This is a genomic window from Saccharopolyspora sp. NPDC049426 (assembly GCF_040676935.1).
In the GTDB taxonomy this organism is placed as follows: Bacteria; Actinomycetota; Actinomycetes; order Mycobacteriales; family Pseudonocardiaceae; genus Saccharopolyspora.
Map to the genome: position 1 here is coordinate 192,112 of NZ_JBFAPZ010000001.1, position 17,070 is coordinate 209,181.

At 69.4% G+C, this 17,070-nt stretch carries 15 protein-coding genes; 7 read left to right on the forward strand and 8 right to left on the reverse strand.

Going from position 1 to position 17,070, the window contains the following annotated elements; all coding sequences use genetic code 11:
* The first annotated feature begins 28 nt into the window (after nt 1-28).
* Nucleotides 29-895, forward strand: coding sequence for an SGNH/GDSL hydrolase family protein (locus tag AB0J78_RS00860; RefSeq protein WP_363785520.1), 867 nt, complete (start codon nt 29-31; stop codon nt 893-895).
* A 147-nt stretch (nt 896-1,042) separates the two neighbouring features.
* On the opposite strand, the gene AB0J78_RS00865 is transcribed toward AB0J78_RS00860, so the two are convergent.
* A complete protein-coding gene (locus AB0J78_RS00865; protein WP_363785522.1) occupies nt 1,043-2,257 on the reverse strand; it encodes an ROK family transcriptional regulator in 1,215 nt (404 codons plus the stop codon).
* Between the two features lie 121 nt (nt 2,258-2,378).
* Between AB0J78_RS00865 and AB0J78_RS00870 the strand changes: the two genes are divergently transcribed.
* From AB0J78_RS00870 to AB0J78_RS00880, 3 genes are read left to right on the forward strand one after another with little or no spacing between them, the layout of a single operon-like run.
* Nucleotides 2,379-3,713, forward strand: coding sequence for an extracellular solute-binding protein (locus AB0J78_RS00870; RefSeq protein WP_363785525.1), 1,335 nt, complete (start codon nt 2,379-2,381; stop codon nt 3,711-3,713).
* On the forward strand, nt 3,659-4,591 hold the full coding sequence (locus AB0J78_RS00875) for a sugar ABC transporter permease (RefSeq protein ID WP_363785527.1): 933 nt from the start codon (nt 3,659-3,661) through the stop codon (nt 4,589-4,591). The genes AB0J78_RS00870 and AB0J78_RS00875 overlap by 55 nt, the downstream gene beginning before the upstream one ends.
* Nucleotides 4,591-5,430: a carbohydrate ABC transporter permease gene (locus AB0J78_RS00880; RefSeq protein ID WP_363785530.1), complete on the forward strand. Its 840-nt coding sequence runs from the start codon at nt 4,591-4,593 to the stop codon at nt 5,428-5,430. The genes AB0J78_RS00875 and AB0J78_RS00880 overlap by 1 nt, the downstream gene beginning before the upstream one ends.
* A 51-nt stretch (nt 5,431-5,481) precedes the next feature.
* On the opposite strand, the gene AB0J78_RS00885 is transcribed toward AB0J78_RS00880, so the two are convergent.
* The 6 genes from AB0J78_RS00885 to AB0J78_RS00910 all read right to left on the reverse strand — a co-directional run bounded on the left by AB0J78_RS00885 (nt 5,482) and on the right by AB0J78_RS00910 (nt 13,052).
* Complete coding sequence (locus AB0J78_RS00885; protein ID WP_363785532.1) at nt 5,482-5,619, reverse strand: hypothetical protein; 138 nt, start codon at nt 5,617-5,619, stop codon at nt 5,482-5,484.
* A 221-nt stretch (nt 5,620-5,840) separates the two neighbouring features.
* Entirely contained in the window at nt 5,841-7,655 is a 1,815-nt protein-coding gene (locus AB0J78_RS00890; RefSeq protein WP_363785534.1) for a phosphoenolpyruvate carboxykinase (GTP), read from the reverse strand.
* A gap of 434 nt (nt 7,656-8,089) precedes the next feature.
* Nucleotides 8,090-8,935 carry a DUF6802 family protein gene (locus AB0J78_RS00895; protein ID WP_363785536.1) on the reverse strand — a complete coding sequence of 282 codons (846 nt, stop codon included), beginning with the start codon at nt 8,933-8,935 and terminating at the stop codon, nt 8,090-8,092.
* 190 nt (nt 8,936-9,125) lie between these two features.
* The gene (locus AB0J78_RS00900) at nt 9,126-10,979 is read right to left on the reverse strand and encodes a dynamin family protein (protein WP_363785539.1); all 1,854 of its coding nucleotides are present in this window, start codon (nt 10,977-10,979) and stop codon (nt 9,126-9,128) included.
* Nucleotides 10,980-11,064: 85 nt separating this feature from the next.
* Nucleotides 11,065-11,523 (reverse strand): nucleotide exchange factor GrpE, encoded by a 459-nt coding sequence (gene grpE, locus AB0J78_RS00905; protein ID WP_363786349.1) that lies wholly within the window; start codon nt 11,521-11,523, stop codon nt 11,065-11,067.
* 5 nt (nt 11,524-11,528) lie between these two features.
* A complete protein-coding gene (locus AB0J78_RS00910; protein ID WP_363785541.1) occupies nt 11,529-13,052 on the reverse strand; it encodes a dynamin family protein in 1,524 nt (507 codons plus the stop codon).
* Nucleotides 13,053-13,265: 213 nt separating this feature from the next.
* Between AB0J78_RS00910 and AB0J78_RS00915 the strand changes: the two genes are divergently transcribed.
* From AB0J78_RS00915 to AB0J78_RS00925, 3 genes are all read left to right on the forward strand, one after another.
* Nucleotides 13,266-14,063, forward strand: coding sequence for an HAD family hydrolase (locus AB0J78_RS00915; protein WP_363785544.1), 798 nt, complete (start codon nt 13,266-13,268; stop codon nt 14,061-14,063).
* Between the two features lie 182 nt (nt 14,064-14,245).
* On the forward strand, nt 14,246-15,190 hold the full coding sequence (locus AB0J78_RS00920) for an ABC transporter ATP-binding protein (RefSeq protein ID WP_363785546.1): 945 nt from the start codon (nt 14,246-14,248) through the stop codon (nt 15,188-15,190).
* Complete coding sequence (locus AB0J78_RS00925) at nt 15,187-15,912, forward strand: ABC transporter permease (protein ID WP_363785549.1); 726 nt, start codon at nt 15,187-15,189, stop codon at nt 15,910-15,912. The genes AB0J78_RS00920 and AB0J78_RS00925 overlap by 4 nt, the downstream gene beginning before the upstream one ends.
* A 591-nt stretch (nt 15,913-16,503) precedes the next feature.
* Here the strand turns inward: AB0J78_RS00925 and AB0J78_RS00930 are convergent.
* Nucleotides 16,504-16,971 carry a universal stress protein gene (locus tag AB0J78_RS00930; RefSeq protein WP_363785552.1) on the reverse strand — a complete coding sequence of 156 codons (468 nt, stop codon included), beginning with the start codon at nt 16,969-16,971 and terminating at the stop codon, nt 16,504-16,506.
* Nucleotides 16,972-17,070: the final 99 nt, after the last annotated feature.

Here is a 17,070-nt window from a genome sequence, read left to right on the forward strand (position 1 = left end):
GCCTTGATCGGCTCGGGAGGTCTTCGTGGTGGGGTTGCGGTTGCCGGTGCTCGCCGGTGTCGGCGTGATGGCGTTGATGTCCGCGGGAGTTCCCGCGGGGGCACAGGAGGACGCGTTCGAGTACGTGGCGATGGGGGATTCGGCGGCGGCCGGCCCGCTGGTTCCGGGACCGGACCCGAACCTGCTGTGCTTCCGCTCGACGAGCAACTACCCGCAGGTCGCGGCGGCCCGGTTGGGCGCGCAGCTCAAGGACGTGACGTGCTCCGGGGCGGAGACCGAGGACTTCGCCGGTCGCCAGCACCACGTGCTCTCGCCGCAGTACGACGCGCTGAGCGAGACCACCGACCTGGTCACGGTGACCATCGGCGGCAACGACGTCTCCCTGGTGCAGGCGGCGGTGTCGTGCCTGAACGCGCTCCCGGAGCCGGTCGGCTCGTCCTGCGCGGACAGCTTCACCGCCAACGGCGACGAGCTGGCCGAGCGGATCGACGAGTTCACCCCCGACTTCGACGAGGCGCTGGAGGAGATCACCGACCGGGCGCCGAACGCGCAGGTCGTGGTGGTCGGCTACGGCACCTACCTGCCCCCGGGCGGCTGCTACCCGGAGCAGCCGATGTGGGCGCGCGACGCCGACTACATCCAGTCCACCGTGGACCGTCTGAGCGCGCGGCTCGGTGAGCGGGCTCGTGCGCACGGCGCGACGTTCGTCGACCTCGGTCCGGTCAGCGAGGGCCACGACGTCTGCCAGGCGCCGCAGGACAAGTACTTCGAGGGCGTCGTGCCGACCTCGTTTGCCGCTCCCCTGCACCCCAACGCCAACGGCATGACGGCCTTCGGCAACGTCGTCGCCGACGCGGTGTCGGGCTCGCGGCCAGGCCGCGAGCCCGCGGCATAGCCGCTGTTCAGGTATCGCGTTGCTTGGCGGTGCGGATGGCGGAAACCCCCGGAGGGGAAAGCGCAGCGGCTCAGAACCTCGGCCGTGCGAGCTGAGTCCGTCACCTGAAACAGCGGTTTCGCCACGCGAGCCGATCCAGGGACATCCTCAGGAGCCCAGCAGCGTGTTCAGGCGGGGCGAGTAAGTGTGGTCGAACACCAGTGACGCCGCGCCGACCGCTGCGGCGTCCTCGCCGATCAGCGCGTTCTCCACGCGCACCGGGCGCACCTGCGGCGCCCACACCTGCGCGGTGATCACCTTCGACACCCGGTTGCGGACCAGGTCGGAGACCTGCCGCAACGCGGGTCCGCCGAGCACGACGCGGTCCACGTCGAGGACGCTGACCACCGAGGCGAGCGCCTGGCCGAGGCGGGTCGCGGTCTGCCGCAGCACCTTGCGGGCCTCGGCCTCCCCGGCCACCGCGTCGCGGCACAGCTGGTCGTAGGCGGCGGCGACGGAGGTGGGCGCGGGTCGGCCGATGGCGGTCCGCCAGTCGGCGACGATGGAGCGCATCGAGCAGTACGCCTCCAGGCAGCCGCGCTTGCCGCAGTGGCACTCGCGGGAGCCCCCGCTGTGCACGTGCCCGATCTCGCCCGCGTTGTTGCTGACCCCGCGGTGCACCTGGTCGCCGAGCACGACGCCGATGCCCACGCCGGTGCCCAGGTAGACGTAGACGAACGAACCGGATCGCTGCGCGCAGCCCGACCAGCGCTCGCCGATCGCGGCGGCGGTGGCGTCGTTGTCCATCACCACCGGCAGCCCGAACCGCTCCTCGACGAGGTCGGCGAGCGGAACCTCCGTCCAGCCGTCGAGGTTGGGCGGGTCGAGGACCTTGCGGTGCGCGGGATCCAGCGGTCCGGGCACGGCGAGGCCCGCGCCGAGCACGCGCTCGGGTTCGAGCCCGGAGCGGCGCACCAGCTGCTGCCCGATGCGGGTGAGGGCTGCGGCGACCGAGGCGGGCGTGGCGTCGGAGGGGAGCCTGCGGGCGGTGCGCAGCCGGACGCCGCCGGCGAGGTCGACGAGCACTCCGGTGATGCGCTCGGGGTCGAGGTGCAGGCCGACGGCGGAGTAGGCGTCGGGCACCACCTTGAGCAGAACCCGGCGCTTCCCGCCGGTGGAGGGGGCGTGGCCGTTCTCGGTGACGAGCCCATCGTCCATCAGGGCCCGCACGATGTTGGACATGGTCTGCGCCGTCAGCCCCGTGCGCTGGGCGAGTTCCACGCGGCTGATCTCGCCGTGGCGGCGGATCGTGTCCAGCACGACCGCGCGGTTGAACCCACCGACTCGGGGCAGGTTTGTGCCTTGCCACGACGGATTGGTCATGCAGCGCTCCTCGTTGAGACCCGCAAGATCATTGACTTGTGCAAACGTTTGGACTTATGTTGCCCACGAGTGTGATCCGGATCTCAGGTTAGTCGCAAGCGTCACAGGCCGGAGGAGCCAGATGCGCCGGACAACCGCGTTAGCCGCCATCCTCACCGCTGCCCTGGGCCTTTCCGCCTGCGGCGGATCTGCCGAGGACCCGAACACGATCACCGTCGCTTACCACCGATACGGCAACACGCAGCAGGTCGACGCGTTGATGCAACGCGTCAAGCAGCAGTACGAGCAGGCCAATCCCGGGAAGTTCGTCAAGCTCGACCCGGTCGTGGCACCGGAGAGCGAGTACCTGTCCAAGCTCCAGCTGCGGATGCGGTCGGAATCCACCGCGCCCGACGTGCTCTACGAGGACAGCTTCAACGTCAACTCCGACGTCGACGCCGGATACCTGCTGGCCCTGGACGACCGGCTCGCCCAGTGGCCGGACTGGAACTCCAGCTACATCGGCACCACCAAGCAGGCGGGCAAGGCCGCCGACGGCCGGATCTACGGCGTTCCGCTCGACACCGACACCCGAGGGCTCTGGTACGACCGGAAGCTGTTCGCCGAGGTCGGGCTGCCGGAGGAGTGGAAACCGCGCACCTGGGACGACATCCTCGCCGCCGCCCGCCAGATCAAGCAGAAGCGTCCCGACGCGATCGGCATCGACATGCCGCTGGGCAAGGCGGAAGGCGAGTCGGTGAGCATGCAGACCGTCGAGATGCTGCTCTACGGGACCGAAACCGGAACTCTCTACGACGAGCAGCAGCGCAAGTGGGTGGTGCCCAGCAAGGGGTTCACCGACGCGATGGGGTTCATCTCCACCGCGGTCGGCGAGAACCTGACGCAGAGCAAGCCGCAGATCGCCGACGCCCAGTACGACAAGAACCAGCGCGACCAGCTGGCCCGCGAGGGCAAGGTCGGCATCCGGCTCGACGGCAGCTTCGCCTCCGGCAACTGGCAGGACGCCGGTTGGACGGACTGGACGAAGACCATGGCCGCGACACCCATGCCCACCCAGTTCGGCCAGGCGCCGGGGACCGTGACGCTCTCGGGCGGCTGGACGCTGGCGGTCAGCGCGGCCAGCGACAAGCCCGACGACTCGTTCGCGTTCATCAAGCAGGCGTTGAGCGTGGACAACGTCGTGCAGTACTCGGCGGCCACCGGCAACCTGCCCGCGCGGGCCGATGCCGCGGCCGATCCCCGGGTGACCGAGGCCAACCTGCTCAACCAGTTCTGGATCGGCCTGCTGGCCAACACCCATTACCGGCCGGCGTTGCCGGAGTACCCGAAGGTGTCCGAGGAGATCCAGAAGTCCGTGCTCGACGTGGTCGGCGGGCGGGCACCCGCCGAGGTGTCCGACCAGTGGTCGCAGCAGGTCTCGCGGATCGTGGAACCGGCCAACACCCGGGCGGGCTGACGATGTCGGCGGTGCGGCGGTGGCTGGCGCTGATGGCTCCGGCTGTGCTGCTGCTCGGGCTGTTCGTGATCGGACCGATCCTGTGGAGCGGCTACGTCTCGTTCACCGACGCCGCCCTGACCGGCGCGGCGGCCAGCGATCCGGAGTTCGTCGGGCTGGACAACTACCGGCGGATGTTCGCCGATCCGGCGCTGTGGCACGCGGTGTGGGTGACGGTGGTGTTCACCGTGGGATCGGCGGTGATCGGGCAGAACTGCCTGGGCATGTTCATCGCGCTGCTGACCCGGCACCGCAAGCGCTGGCTGCGCAACGCCGTCGGCATCGCGGTCGTGTCCGCGTGGGTGCTGCCGGAGCTGGTCGCGGCGTTCGCGATCTACGCGTTCCTCAACTCCGAGGGCACCTTGAACAACGTGCTGGTCGCGGTGGGCCTGGAAGGTGTGGACTGGCTGTACCACGCGCCGGTGCTGGCGGTGGTGCTCGGAAACGTCTGGCGCGGCACGGCGTTCTCGATGCTGGTCTACCAGGCCGCGCTGGCGGAGGTGCCCAGCGATCTCACCGAGGCCGCCGAGGTCGACGGCGCCGGGATGCTGCGCAGGTTCTGGCACGTCACGCTGCCGGTGATCCGCCGGACGATCACCACCAACCTGATGCTGATCACGTTGCAGACCATCGGCGTGTTCACGCTGATCTACGTGCTCACGGCGGGCGGGCCGAACGCGGCGACGCAGACGCTTCCGCTTCTGATGTACGACTCGGCGTTCGAGTTCGACGAGATCGGCTACGGCGCCACGATCTCCCTGGTCCTGCTGGCGATCGGCGGTTCGTTCGCCGTGCTCTACGCCTTCAGCATCGGCGATCCGGACGAGGAGGGGTCGTGATGGCCGGAGTCACCGTCGCGAGGCGGCGCTCGGTGTCGGTGGTGGTGCACCTGGTGCTGGCGGTGGTCGCGCTGGCGTTCCTCGCACCGCTGCTGTGGCTGCTCACCGCGTCCTTCGACGCCGAGGCGCCGCTGTCGGCGCAGCTGCCGAGCGCGTTCACCCTGGACAACTTCGCCCAGGTGCTCACCTGGGAGACCAGCGTTCGTCCACTGTGGAACGGATTGCTGATGTGCGGTGGCGCGGCGCTGGTCTCGGTGGTCTCGGCGGTGCTGTGCGCCTACCCGCTGTCGCGCTACCAGCTGCGGTTCCGGCGACCGTTCCTCTACCTCGTGCTGTTCGCCTCCGGGCTGCCGATGACCGCGGTGATGGTGCCGGTCTACAGCATGTTCGTGCAGGTCGAGCTGGTGGACTCGATGTTCGGCACGACGTTGTTCCTCGCGGCGACCTCGTTGCCGATCGCGATCTGGATGACGAAGAACTTCATGGACGGCGTCCCGATCAGCCTCGAAGAGGCCGCCTGGGTCGACGGCGCGTCGGCGATGCAGGCGTTGCGCTCGGTGGTGCTGCCGCTGATCGTCCCCGGCATGGGCGTGGTCGCGATCTTCACGTTCATCAACGCCTGGGGGAACTTCTTCGTCCCCTTCATCCTGCTGCTCGACCCGGCGAAGCAGCCCGCCTCGGTGGGAGTCTTCGCCTTCTTCGGTCAGGGCGGGCTCATCGCCTACGGCCAGCTCGCCGCCTACTCGATCCTCTACACGGCACCGGTCATCGCCCTCTACCTGGTCGTCTCCCGCTACCTCGGCGGAGCCTTCAACCTGGCCGGGGCCATCAAGAACTAGGCAGGAGACCGGGTCGCGCGCGGTCGTTCTCGCGCCACCCGGCCTCGCCGGTCATCGCTCGACGGACGCCGCTCGATCGCGGTCGTCGGTCTCGATCGGGACGGTCGCGCCGTCACCCTCGAGCCGCAGCGAGACGTACACCGCTGCCGCGGCGACCAGGAACAACACCAGAAATGCCAAGCCGGCCATGAGACACCCCCTCGTCCGATGGGCCGCTGCGCAATCGCAGACATCCATGAGACGCACGTCATGGGCGGTCGGTTGCTCGGCCGTCGTCGAAGACGCGAAAGCGGCGCCTCCCCTCGCGAGGGGAGGCGCCGCTTCGGGTACGCGCACGATTGACGTCCGCGTCAGACGGGTGGGGTACCGGAGCTTCCCACGACGATCCGGTACCGCCGCCCGCCCAGGTCTCAGCCCAGGCGCTGCTTGAGGGCTTCGAACTCGTCGCGCATCGAGGTGGGCAGGTCGTCACCGATGGTGTCGAACCACTCCTCGATCAGCGGCAGCTCCGCCTTCCACTCCTCGACGTCGACGTGCAGCGCGGTCTCCACGTCCTCGACCGGGGTGTCCAGGCCGGACAGGTCGATCTGGTCGGCGGAGGGAACGCGGCCGATCGCGGTGTCCTCGGCGGCGGCGTTGCCGTCGATGCGCTCGACGATCCACTTGAGCACGCGCGAGTTCTCGCCGAAGCCCGGCCACACGATCTTCTTGCCGGACTCGTCGCGGCGGAACCAGTTGACGTAGAAGATCTTCGGCAGCTTGGTGGCGTCAGCCGACTTGCCGACGTTCACCCAGTGCTGGAAGTAGTCGCCTACGTTGTAGCCGATGAACGGCAGCATGGCCATCGGGTCGCGACGGACCTCGCCGACCTTGCCGGCCGCGGCGGCGGTCTTCTCCGAGGACAGGGTGGCGCCCATGAACACGCCGTGCTGCCAGTCGAAGGACTCGTTGACCAGCGGAACCGTGGTCTTGCGGCGGCCGCCGAACAGGATCGCCGAGATCGGCACGCCGTTCGGGTCGTCCCACTCGGGCGCGAGGATCGGGCACTGCGACATCGGCGTGCAGTAGCGCGAGTTCGGGTGCGCGGCCTTGACGTCCGAGTCCGGGGTCCAGTCGTTGCCGTGCCAGTCGGTGAGGTGCTGGGGGTTGCCCTCCATGTCCTCCCACCAGACGTCGCCGTCGTCGGTCAGCGCGACGTTGGTGAACAGCGAGTTGCCCTGCTCGATGGTGCGCATCGCGTTCGGGTTGGTCTTCCAGTTGGTGCCCGGGGCGACGCCGAAGAAGCCGGCTTCCGGGTTCACCGCGTAGAGGCGGCCGTCCTCGCCGAAGCGCATCCAGGCGATGTCGTCACCGAGGGTCTCGACCTTCCAGCCCGGGATGGTCGGCTCCAGCATCGCCAGGTTGGTCTTGCCGCAGGCCGACGGGAACGCCGCCGCGACGTAGTGGACCTTGTCCTCCGGCGAGATCAGCTTGAGGATGAGCATGTGCTCGGCGAGCCAGCCCTCGTCGCGCGCCATCGCCGAGGCGATGCGCAGCGAGTAGCACTTCTTGCCCAGCAGCGCGTTGCCGCCGTAGCCGGAGCCGTAGCTCCAGATCAGCCGCTCCTCCGGGAAGTGGGTGATGTACTTGGTGTCGTTGCACGGCCACGGGACGTCTTCCTCGCCCGGCTCCAGCGGCGCACCCACCGAGTGCAGCGCGGGTACGAACTCGGCGTCGGTGCCCAGGCGCTCCAGCACCTTCGCGCCCATCCGGGTCATGATGTGCATCGAGACCACGACGTACTCGGAGTCGCTGATCTCCACGCCCAGCCGCGGCGGGTCGGCGTCGAGCGGGCCCATGCAGAACGGGATGACGTACATCGTGCGACCACGCATGCAGCCCCGGTAGAGCTCGGTCATGGTGGCCTTCATCTTGGCCGGGTCCATCCAGTTGTTGGTGACCCCGGAGTCCTTCTCGTCGACCGAGCAGATGAAGGTCCGCTCCTCGACGCGCGCCACGTCGGACGGGTCGGACGCCGCGTAGAACGAGTTCGGCTTCTTGTCGAGACGCTTGAAGGTGCCGGCCTCCACGAGGCGGTCCGTCATCCGCGTCCATTCGTCCTGCGAACCGTCACACCACACCACACGATCGGGTGTGGTCAGCTCCGCGACCTCACGCACCCACGACAACAGGCGCTCGTGCTTGGTCGGGGCCTGGTCGAGACCGGGGATGGTCACTGCGGTCATCGCGACGTGTCTCCTGACTGGGCGCCACAGCCCGGATTGTTCGCCGACGAGCTCGCCCGCCGACGTTTGCAGGGAAAGCTTCGCCCGGCCCGGAGAGCCGGGCGAAGTGGAAAAGGGATGCATCGAGGCTAACGGGGATAACGGCGCGCAATGAAGATCGGGGTTGTCGGTTCTCTCACAGGAACGATAAGGGAATCGATTCAGTTCGCCTTTCCTTCCGGGTGCTCCCGGAAATCTCATCGCGGGTGCTGCCTGGGCTGCCAGATTTTCCGGCGAAGCGGACACGAGTGCGAACGACCGGTGAACCGGGGATAGCCGCCGAATGGCGGTTGCCGGATGCAGAGTCTGAAGATGAAAAACCGCCCGATGGCCTGAGAATGAGGCCACGGGCGGGTGGTGGAATCACATTCCGTCGTGAATTGTGCGACGCCGCGTCACACCCAGGAGTCGTCCTTCGCGGGACTCGACGGTTCGCCCTCGCACATCGCCGGAGGACCGGCGTCCGCTGCCGGGGCCGGGGCCGGGGCCGGGGCCGCTGCCGGTGCCTTCGGCTGGAGCTCGGGCTCGTCGAAGGTCCAGGTCGCGTCGTCGGTCGCGGAGGCGAACTCGTTCGGGGCGTACTGACCGTTGTCGCCGATCTGGCCCTGCTCGGCGACCGTCCACTCGCCGTCGCCGGTGTGGTGCGAGATGGTCACGTCGCCGGTCTGCGTGATCTCGACGACCTGGTCGGCGGACCCGTCGCCGTCGACGTCGGTGACCAGCACGGTGTTGCCGTTGTCGGACTGCACGACCGCGGTGTCGGCGATGCCGTCGGAGTTCGTGTCCTCGGTCGCCGGTCCGACCTGCACGTCGCCCTGCGGGGTGTCCATGACCATCTGCTTGCCGTCGTCCGGACGACCGTCACCGGCACCGCCCGGGTGCTGTTGCGGGGTTTCGGCGGTCCACTCGCCGGTGTCGGCGTGGAACCGCGCCTGGTCGAGGACCTGGCCCTCGTTGCTGATCGACTGCATCAGGTCCGCGTGACCGTCGGCGTTCTCGTCGATGTAGGCGACGTAGCCGTCGTCGGTCATCACCGCGACCGTCTCGTCCAAGCCGTCGCCGTCGAGGTCGTAGTTGGCCTCGGCGGTGTACTCCTCGCCGTCGACGGTGACCTTGATGTCCCCGTCCCCAGCGCCGGTCTCCTCGATGTACACGTCGGCACCCTCCGCCGCCTTCACCTGCAAGCCGTTGGACGCAGCGTAGAGCCCCGGGGTTCCGTCCAGGAACCACCCATCGCCCAAGACCCCCGTCTCGTCCCCCGGGATCCGGAAGTCGGACCCCCGATTTCCACTGAATTCCGGTTCCCGAACTCAGTGGAAATCCGAAGGGCCGACCGGTCGGGCGAGGTCAGAGCCGTGGGCGAGGTCAGGTGCGGGATCTCCGGGCTGCCTGGAGGTGATCGGTGGAGGTCTCCGGGTGACCAGGCTCGGGTCAGGACACCGTGTCGCGGAGGTTCCTGATGCCGGCGAGGAGGTGTTCGGCCCGTTCCCGGCCGGTGGTGGATTCGGTGAGGCGGCGGTCGACGGTCTGGAGGCGGCGGCTGCGCTCGGCCGCGTCCATCTTCAGGGCCTTGTCCACGTCGCGGAGTTCGCCCTCGATGGCCTCGATCCGCCTGGTCAGCGCGTCGTCGAGGGCCAGCGAGAGCTGCTGCTCGGCTTCGATGAGCTGCTCGGCGACGAGCTGGTCGAGGGCCGACCGGGCGTCGGCGATAGCGTCGGTGAGCCACTGCTTGAGGTGCTGCTTGTCGGCCGCGTGCTTGCGGGTGCGGGCCATCCACCAGCCCGCGCCCAGCCCGAGCACGATCGTCACCGGCAGCACCACCGGGTTCAGCGCCGCGACCCCGAGCCCGGCCAGGGGCATCGCCGCCGCGCGGCCCACGCCCAACCCGCCGGAGACGCCCATGAAAACCAGCAGCTTGTCCTCGGCGGTGGGCGGTCGCTTGTCCGGCGGGCGCAGCGCGATCGGAGCCTGCACGCCCCGCGCGAACTGGGAGCGGATCACGTCCAGCTCCTCGGCGGAGAACAGGTCGTTGAGCGCCTGCTCGGCCACGGCCGCGAGCCTGGCCGAGAGCATGGTGGCGATCCGGGTGGAGGCCATCTGCAGCGCGATGTCGACTTGTCGAGGAAGGTCGTTGATGTCCTTGCGCCCGGCGTTGTCGATGGACCGGCGGAACCAGTTCTGCACCTCGCGCACCTGGCGGCTGACCTCGTGGCTGGTCTCCACCCGGGTGCGCTGGATCTCGCCGCGCAGCTTGACCTGCCAGCCCCGGGTCGACGAGCGGCGGGCGGTGCTCAGCTCGTCGCGGCGGGCGCGCAGCGACTCGGCCTCGTCCTCGCCGACGGTCAGCGCGCGCTTCTCGGCCTCCAGGTTCGCGGTCAGCTCGCCCAGCACGCTGGACAGGGCGCGCATCGTGTTGGCCTCGCCGAGCATCGCCGACCGCCCGGCGATGAGCCGTTCGAGCTCGTCGCGCAGTTCGACCACGCCGGACTTCTCGCGCAGCAGCGCCGCGTTGGCGGATTCGGGTGCTTGCGCGGCGCGCAGGTGCATGCGCGCGGAGACCGGGAAGATCGGCACCTCGGCGAAACGGGGCGCGTGCTCGGCCAGCAGCTTGCGGTCCTCGGCCAGCACCTGCCGCCAGCCGCGGTGCTGATCGGTCTTGGCCAGTGCGAACAGCACGGTTTCCACGCGTTCGCCGACCTGCTGCAGGAACTCCAGCTCGCCGCGGGTGAACGGGGACGAGGCGTCGACGACGAACAGCAGCGCGGTCGCGGACACGGCCGCCTCGCGGGCGAGCTCGCCGTGCAGCTCCTCCAGCCCGCCGACGCCGGGTGTGTCGACCACGGTCAGCTCGGCCAGCGCGTCCAGGGGCGCGGTGACGCGCACGTAGCGCGGCGGCAGCTGTCCCTCGGGCAGCTCGCGGCCCGCGCTGGTCCAGTTCGGCAGCTCGTCGAGCTCGAAGGGCACGGGATCCTGCTGCCCGGGGTAGCAGGCGTGGGCCGTCCACTGCTCGTCGTGCTCGAACTGCAGGTAGGTGGCGGTGGCGACGTCGGCGTCCACCGGCGAGAGCCCCGGATGCTCCATCAGCGCGTTGACCAGGGAGCTCTTGCCCCGGTTGGTCTCGCCGACGACCACCACGCTGGGCGTGGCCGGGCGACTGCGGCGGACCTGCTCGACCCAGTCCCACGCTGCGGGGTCGGCTTCGCGCAGGAACCCCAGGAGCTTGTCGCGGGTCTGCTTGACCTGCTGGGGAAGCGCAGCGGCGACCGCAACACCAGGTGCCGTCATGCGCGTCCTTTCCGTTCTCGCAGGTCGAAGTTCCCAGGTGGTGGAGGAGCCGATCACGGCACCACGAGCGTCGAAGGTACCCGGATCAGGTGCGGAGTTGGTAGACGGTGACGACCGGGGCCCGCAGGACGCGGTCGTGATCGGCGAAGCCGAGGAGCTCGGTTTCGGCGATGACGCCGTCGAGAGAGGGGTCGTCGGTGGGCAGGGTGCCGCCGGCTTCGTGGAAGGCGGGGTCGAAGCGCTCCCCGTCGGGCCGCAGCGGGGCCACGCCGATGCTCGTGAGCCCGTCGGCGAGCCGTTCGGCGACTCCCGCGCTGCGGGCGCGGTCGACCGCGTACACACACAGCTGGATGAGCGCGGCGCGGTCGGTCAGCGCCTGCTCCAGCGGATCGATGACGGTTTCGCTGGTCACGGCGGTCATGTCTGTCCCCTGATCGGCGGCAGCGTCGGAAGCCGGGTCACCGGCTTCTGGGAGAACAGACGAACCCGATAGGGGCTCGGTTCCGCTTCCGAGTGACTTCTTCGGTCGTCGCCAGCCCCGCACGGTGATCACCTGGTTCGCAGTTGCTGCCAGATCAGGAAGTAGGCCCGGTGCACCACGTGCGCGACCCGGCTCTGCGCGGGCGTGGCACCGAAGGAGGAGAAGGACCGCCACCAGTTGGCGCGCTCCAGCGCGAGTTCGATCAGCTCGGACTGCGGCAGTTCCGGCCGGCCGAGCTGCTCGCCGGGGTCGGTGCTGCCGCCCACCTGCATCACCTCTTCGGCCAGGTCCGGCGGCATCTCCACCGACCCGGCAGCGACCATCGTCAACGCCTCCAGCACGCGCAGCTGGTGGGCCTCCGGCCTGGCCAGCAGCCCTTCGATCGCGTCGTGCACCTTCTGGCGCTCGTCGCCGTCGCCGGAGGACTGCGCGAGCGCCGTGATCGACGCCAGCGCGGCCGCGGCCTTGATGCCGTCGGCGCGCGCCCGGAACACCGAGTCCAGCCGGCCCAGCACCGACGCCAGCCCGGAGGCGTCGCGGATCCGCCGACGCAGCTCACCGGCGGTGATGTCGGGCTGGGCGTCCAGCGCGTCCAGCGCGCAGCGCACGCCGTGCAGGTCCATCCGCTCCAGCAGGTTCGCGCGGGTGCCGGCCGGGACGTCGCACTCCCAGCTGGTGAACAGGTCCGCCGACAGCAGCAGGGTCTCCCGCGTCGACTCGTCGAGCTCGGCCAGCGAGCGCAGCGCCTCGGCGTCCGGGGCGGTGAAGCCGCCGGTCTCGGAGGTCTCGGCGAGCAGCCCGATCACCGGCAGCACGTCGGCGACCTTGGGTTTGAGCAGTTCCGACTGCTTGGTGGCCAGGATCTCGGCGGCCTTCCACACGTCGTCGTCCGCGCCGTCGACGGTGTCGGCCTCGATCATGTCGGCCTTGTTGAGCAGCGCGATCGCGTTGACCGGACCGGCTTCGCGGCTCGCGGTCGCGGCGGTGAAGGCGGCCAGCGCCTGCTCGTCGTCGGCGCGCACGCCCTGGGTGACGACGTAGAGCACCGCCTCCGCGCCGATCACGGCGTCGCGGGAGACCGGGTCGAGCTGCTGGGTGCCCAGCGCCTGCTCGGTGCGCGCGACCGAGGCCGAGTCCAGCGATCCCAGTCCCGGGGTGTCGATCACGGTCAGATCGCGCAGCACCGCGTTGGTCAGGTAGGCCTCCAGGTGGGAGACCTCGTCGAAGTCCACGCCCAGGTCGGCGGGGATGCCGCCGCCGGGGTCGAACGGGATCGCCTGCTTGCGGCCGTCGTGGAACACGACCTCGACCCGGTCGACGGTGCCGTACTGGAAGCGGGTCACCAGCCGGGTGCACTCACCGACGTCGGTGGGCGCGACCCGCCGTCCGATCATGGCGTTGACCAGCGTGGACTTGCCGGACTTGATCCGGCCGGCGACGGCGACCTGCAGCGGGGCGCCGAGCCTGCGCAGCACCTCGTCGAAACCTTCGGCGGTCTTGTCGGACAGCTGCGGTTGCAGTCCCGCGCACAGCCGGGCGACTGCGGCCGACAACGGGCCTGCCCAGCTCTGCTGCTCGGGTGCCGTGTTCAAGGTTCCCTCTCGATGGAGTCAGACATTCCGGACTTCCCGGGAATCCGCCCGCACCATCCTGCCACGTCCCGCCAACCCTCCGGTCGAAGTCCACAAAGGACGATCGGCGACCGGTTCTTCCGGCCGGGCGCGAGCTGTTCGTGGACGCTCGCTCAGGCCCTGCCGCCCGGACCGCCGGGGAGGCGGCTTCTCGCCAGGCCCTAGCCTGCGAACGTGAGCGTTGACTTCAAGCCCGACCTCGTCGCCCTCGACATCGACGGAACCCTGCTGAACCCGGACACCGACACCATCTCCGACGCCGTCAAGGCCGCCGTGCGCCGCGCGGTGGACTCCGGCGCGCAGCTGGTCCTGGCCACCGGGCGCACCTTCCTCGGCACCGCGCCCGTGCTCGACGAGCTCGGGCTGACCAGCGGGTTCGCGCTGTGCTCCAACGGCTCCGTGCTGGTGGATGTGGCCCGGCGCGAGCCGGTCTCGGTGGCCTCGTTCGACGCGACGCCGGTGCTGCGGGCGCTGCAGGAGCACCTGCCGGGCGCGATCTTCGCCGCCGAGGACGTCGGGGTCGGCAACCTCGTCTCCGCCCCGTTCGACCCCGACAAGCTGCACGGCCCGCAGCGGATCACCCCGGTCGACGAGCTGACCACCCACCCGGTGCCCCGGCTGATCGCGGAGTGGACGGCGCACGACCCCGCTGAGCTCGCCGAGACGCTCGCCGGCGTCCGACTGCCGAACTGCACGATCTCCGTCGACACCTACGAGCCGTGGGTCACCGTCGTCCCGGATGGGCTGTCCAAGGGTGCGGCGCTGGAGAAGCTGCGCACCGAGCTCGGCATCGCCGCGGGTTGCACGTTCGCGGCGGGCGACGGCACCAACGACTTCGAGATGCTGAGCTGGGCGACTCGCGGCGTCGCGATGGGCCAGGCACCCCTGGACCTGCGCGCCACGGCCGACGACACGATCGGCGCGGTCTCGGAAGACGGTCTCGCCGTCGAGCTCAACCGCCTCTTCGCCTGAGCGCCTGTTCTCGCAGCTCGCGACTCCGCCGTAGGGAGCGGTCCGCGACCCGCCCTGAAAGTCCACTGTGGATCGAAAAGGCAGGACCGGGGTGCTGCTCCGGGACAACCCCGAGGTGCGTCATCCTCGGAGTCGATTCACTACTACCGGCACGGCTCCGCGTCCCAGCAACAGGAGTGATCATGATCGAGGCGAGTGGCCTCACCAAGCGCTACGGCCAGAAGGTGGCGGTGGACGACCTGTCGTTCACGGTCAAACCCGGTCACGTCACCGGGTTCCTCGGCCCCAACGGCGCGGGCAAGTCCACGACGATGCGGATGATGCTCGGGCTGGACAACCCCACGTCCGGCGAAGTGCGCATCAACGGCAAGCGCTACAGCGAGCTCCGCAACCCGCTGCGCACCGTCGGCGCTCTGCTGGACGCCAAGTGGGTGCACCCCAACCGCTCGGCCCGCGCGCACCTGCGGTGGATGGCGCGTTCCAACGGGATCGCGATGCAGCGCGTCGACGAGGTCCTGGAGCAGGTCGGGCTCAGCGACGTCGCTCGGCGCAACGCGGGAGGGTTCTCGCTGGGGATGTCGCAGCGCCTGGGACTCGCGACCGCGCTGCTCGGCGACCCCGAGGTGCTGCTGTTCGACGAGCCCGTCAACGGCCTCGACCCGGAAGGCATCCACTGGATCCGCCGGTTCATGCAGGGCCTGGCCGCCGAAGGACGTACCGTCTTCGTCTCCAGCCACCTGCTGTCGGAAATGGCGCTGACAGCCGAAGAGCTCGTCGTCATCGGCCGCGGCAAGCTGATCGCGCAGTGCAGCACGGCCGAGTTCGTCGACAACGCGGGCAGCAGCTCGGTTCTGGTGCGCTCGCCGGAGGCCCCGCAACTGCAGAAGCTGCTCGGCGACGAGCAGATCACCGTCCGCTCCTCGGAGGCCGACCGCCTGGTGGTCGACGGCGCGACCACCGAGCAGATCGGTGAGCTGGCCGCGCAGCACCAGATCGTGCTGCACGAGCTCACCGCGCAGCGCGGTTCGCTGGAAGACGCGTTCATGCAGATGACCAGCGACTCCGTGGAATACCAGACCACGCTCGGCGAGGCGACCGAGCTGACCGCCCAGGGGGTGGCCCGATGACGTTGCTCGCCGTCGAGCGCATGAAGCTCTTCTCCACCCGTTCCCCGTGGTGGTGCATGTTCCTCGCCCTCGCGCTGCCGATCGGGTTCACAGCCCTGATCGCCGCCGTCTCCGACGGGATGTCGGTGAGCACAACGCAGTTCGGCTATCAGTTCGGGCTGATGGTCACGCTGGTGCTGGCCGCGCTGGCGATCACCACCGAGTACCGGTTCGGCACCATCCGCGCGACCTTCCAGGCCGTGCCGAACCGAACCGCGGTGCTGCTGGCCAAGACCGCGGTCGTCGCGGTGCTGGCGCTGATCATCGGCGAGATCGGCGCGTTCGGCTCGTGGGCGATCTCCACGGTGCTGCAGCCCAGCTCGGACCTGGCGATCACCACCGCCGAGCAGTGGCGCGAGATCGCCGGTGTCGGGCCGGTGTTCGCGTTCTCCGCGATCCTGGCGGTCGGGGTCGGGATGCTGGTGCGGCAGACCGCGGGCGCGGTGACCATCCTGCTGCTGTGGTCGCTCATGGTGGAGAGCCTCATCGCGCTGGTGCCCGAGGTCGGGCAGGACATCCAGCGGTGGATGCCCTTCGTGATGGCCGACCACTTCCTCAAGGGCGGCGGGAACATGGCCGTCGACATGCCGCTGGGACCGTGGGGAGCGCTCGCGTACTTCGCAGCCGTCACGGTGGGTGTCTGGTTGATCGGATTGGCCGTGACGCACCGGCGCGATGCCTGACCAGCAGATTTGATCATGACTCCGAAACACCTTGATCAAATCGGCTAATTCCCAGCTGGGCCCGGGATAGCAAAACGTTACCGAGCCCGGCCGAGAGTCTGATCACGCCGACCGATAGGATCCACTTGCAAGATCGAGCGGTCGCCATCGGCACGCCGGTCGCACCGGGTCACATTGGACACGGTGCGTCAGCGGCGGATCACCCAGTGGTTCGAGAGCGCTGAAGCACAACCAAAGACGACCGACTGCAGTAGCGCTCGGGGGCGCCGGCGGTCGGGACGGGGGAGGGCCCCGGGCTGTCATTCGGGGGATGGCCCGGGGCCCTGTGCTTTCTACGCTTCCCACGTCCAACCCACCCCAGTTCGTTCAGTTTTTCTCGGGTGGATGAGATGTCTGGTCTCACCTTGCTTGGCGGTGCGGGTGGCGGAACCTGAGGCGGCCCTCCTGCTCCGGGCGCGCCGACTCATGTATGCCAATACACCACGTCGACACGTCCTCACAGGAGAACCGCCTCAGAACCCGCGGCGGTGCCGGTTGAGTCCCGCACTTGAAGCGGCGGCTTGCGCCGCATTTCCCAACAGCTGGTGGCTGCTAGACCATCGGGCGGACGACCAGGACTGGGCAGGCTGCGTGGCGGACGCACTGTTCAGCGACGGATCCGAGCATCAGGCCGGAGAACCCGCCTCGACCGCGGTGGCCGACGACCAGGAGGTCCGCGCCCCGGGAGGCCGAGAGCAGGGCTTGCGGCGAGGGTGAGTGGACCACGTGGATCTCCACGGTGACCTTCGGCGGGTCGCCGAGCTTGTCGGCGACGAGCTTCGCCGTGTCCCGCTCCACTTCCTGTTGGAACGCTTCGGTGCTCGGGACGGCGTTGGGTGGGCAGTCGGCGGGACGCGGTGCCGTGCGCAGGCTCCAGGCCCGCACGACGTGCAGCACGGCGTTGCGGCGCTCGGCCTCCTCCGCGGCCACGATGAGGGCTCGCAGCGACGACGCCGAGGTGTCCAGGCCTACGACGACACCGCCGTTGATCTCCACGCGTTGGAACGTCTGATCCGGCACGCCTCTACTCCAACCGCCACGGCTCCTGTTGTCGAGCCAGCGTCCATTAGGTCAACCGAACGAGTTTTTCATGTGATTGCAATCACATTTTACACGCTT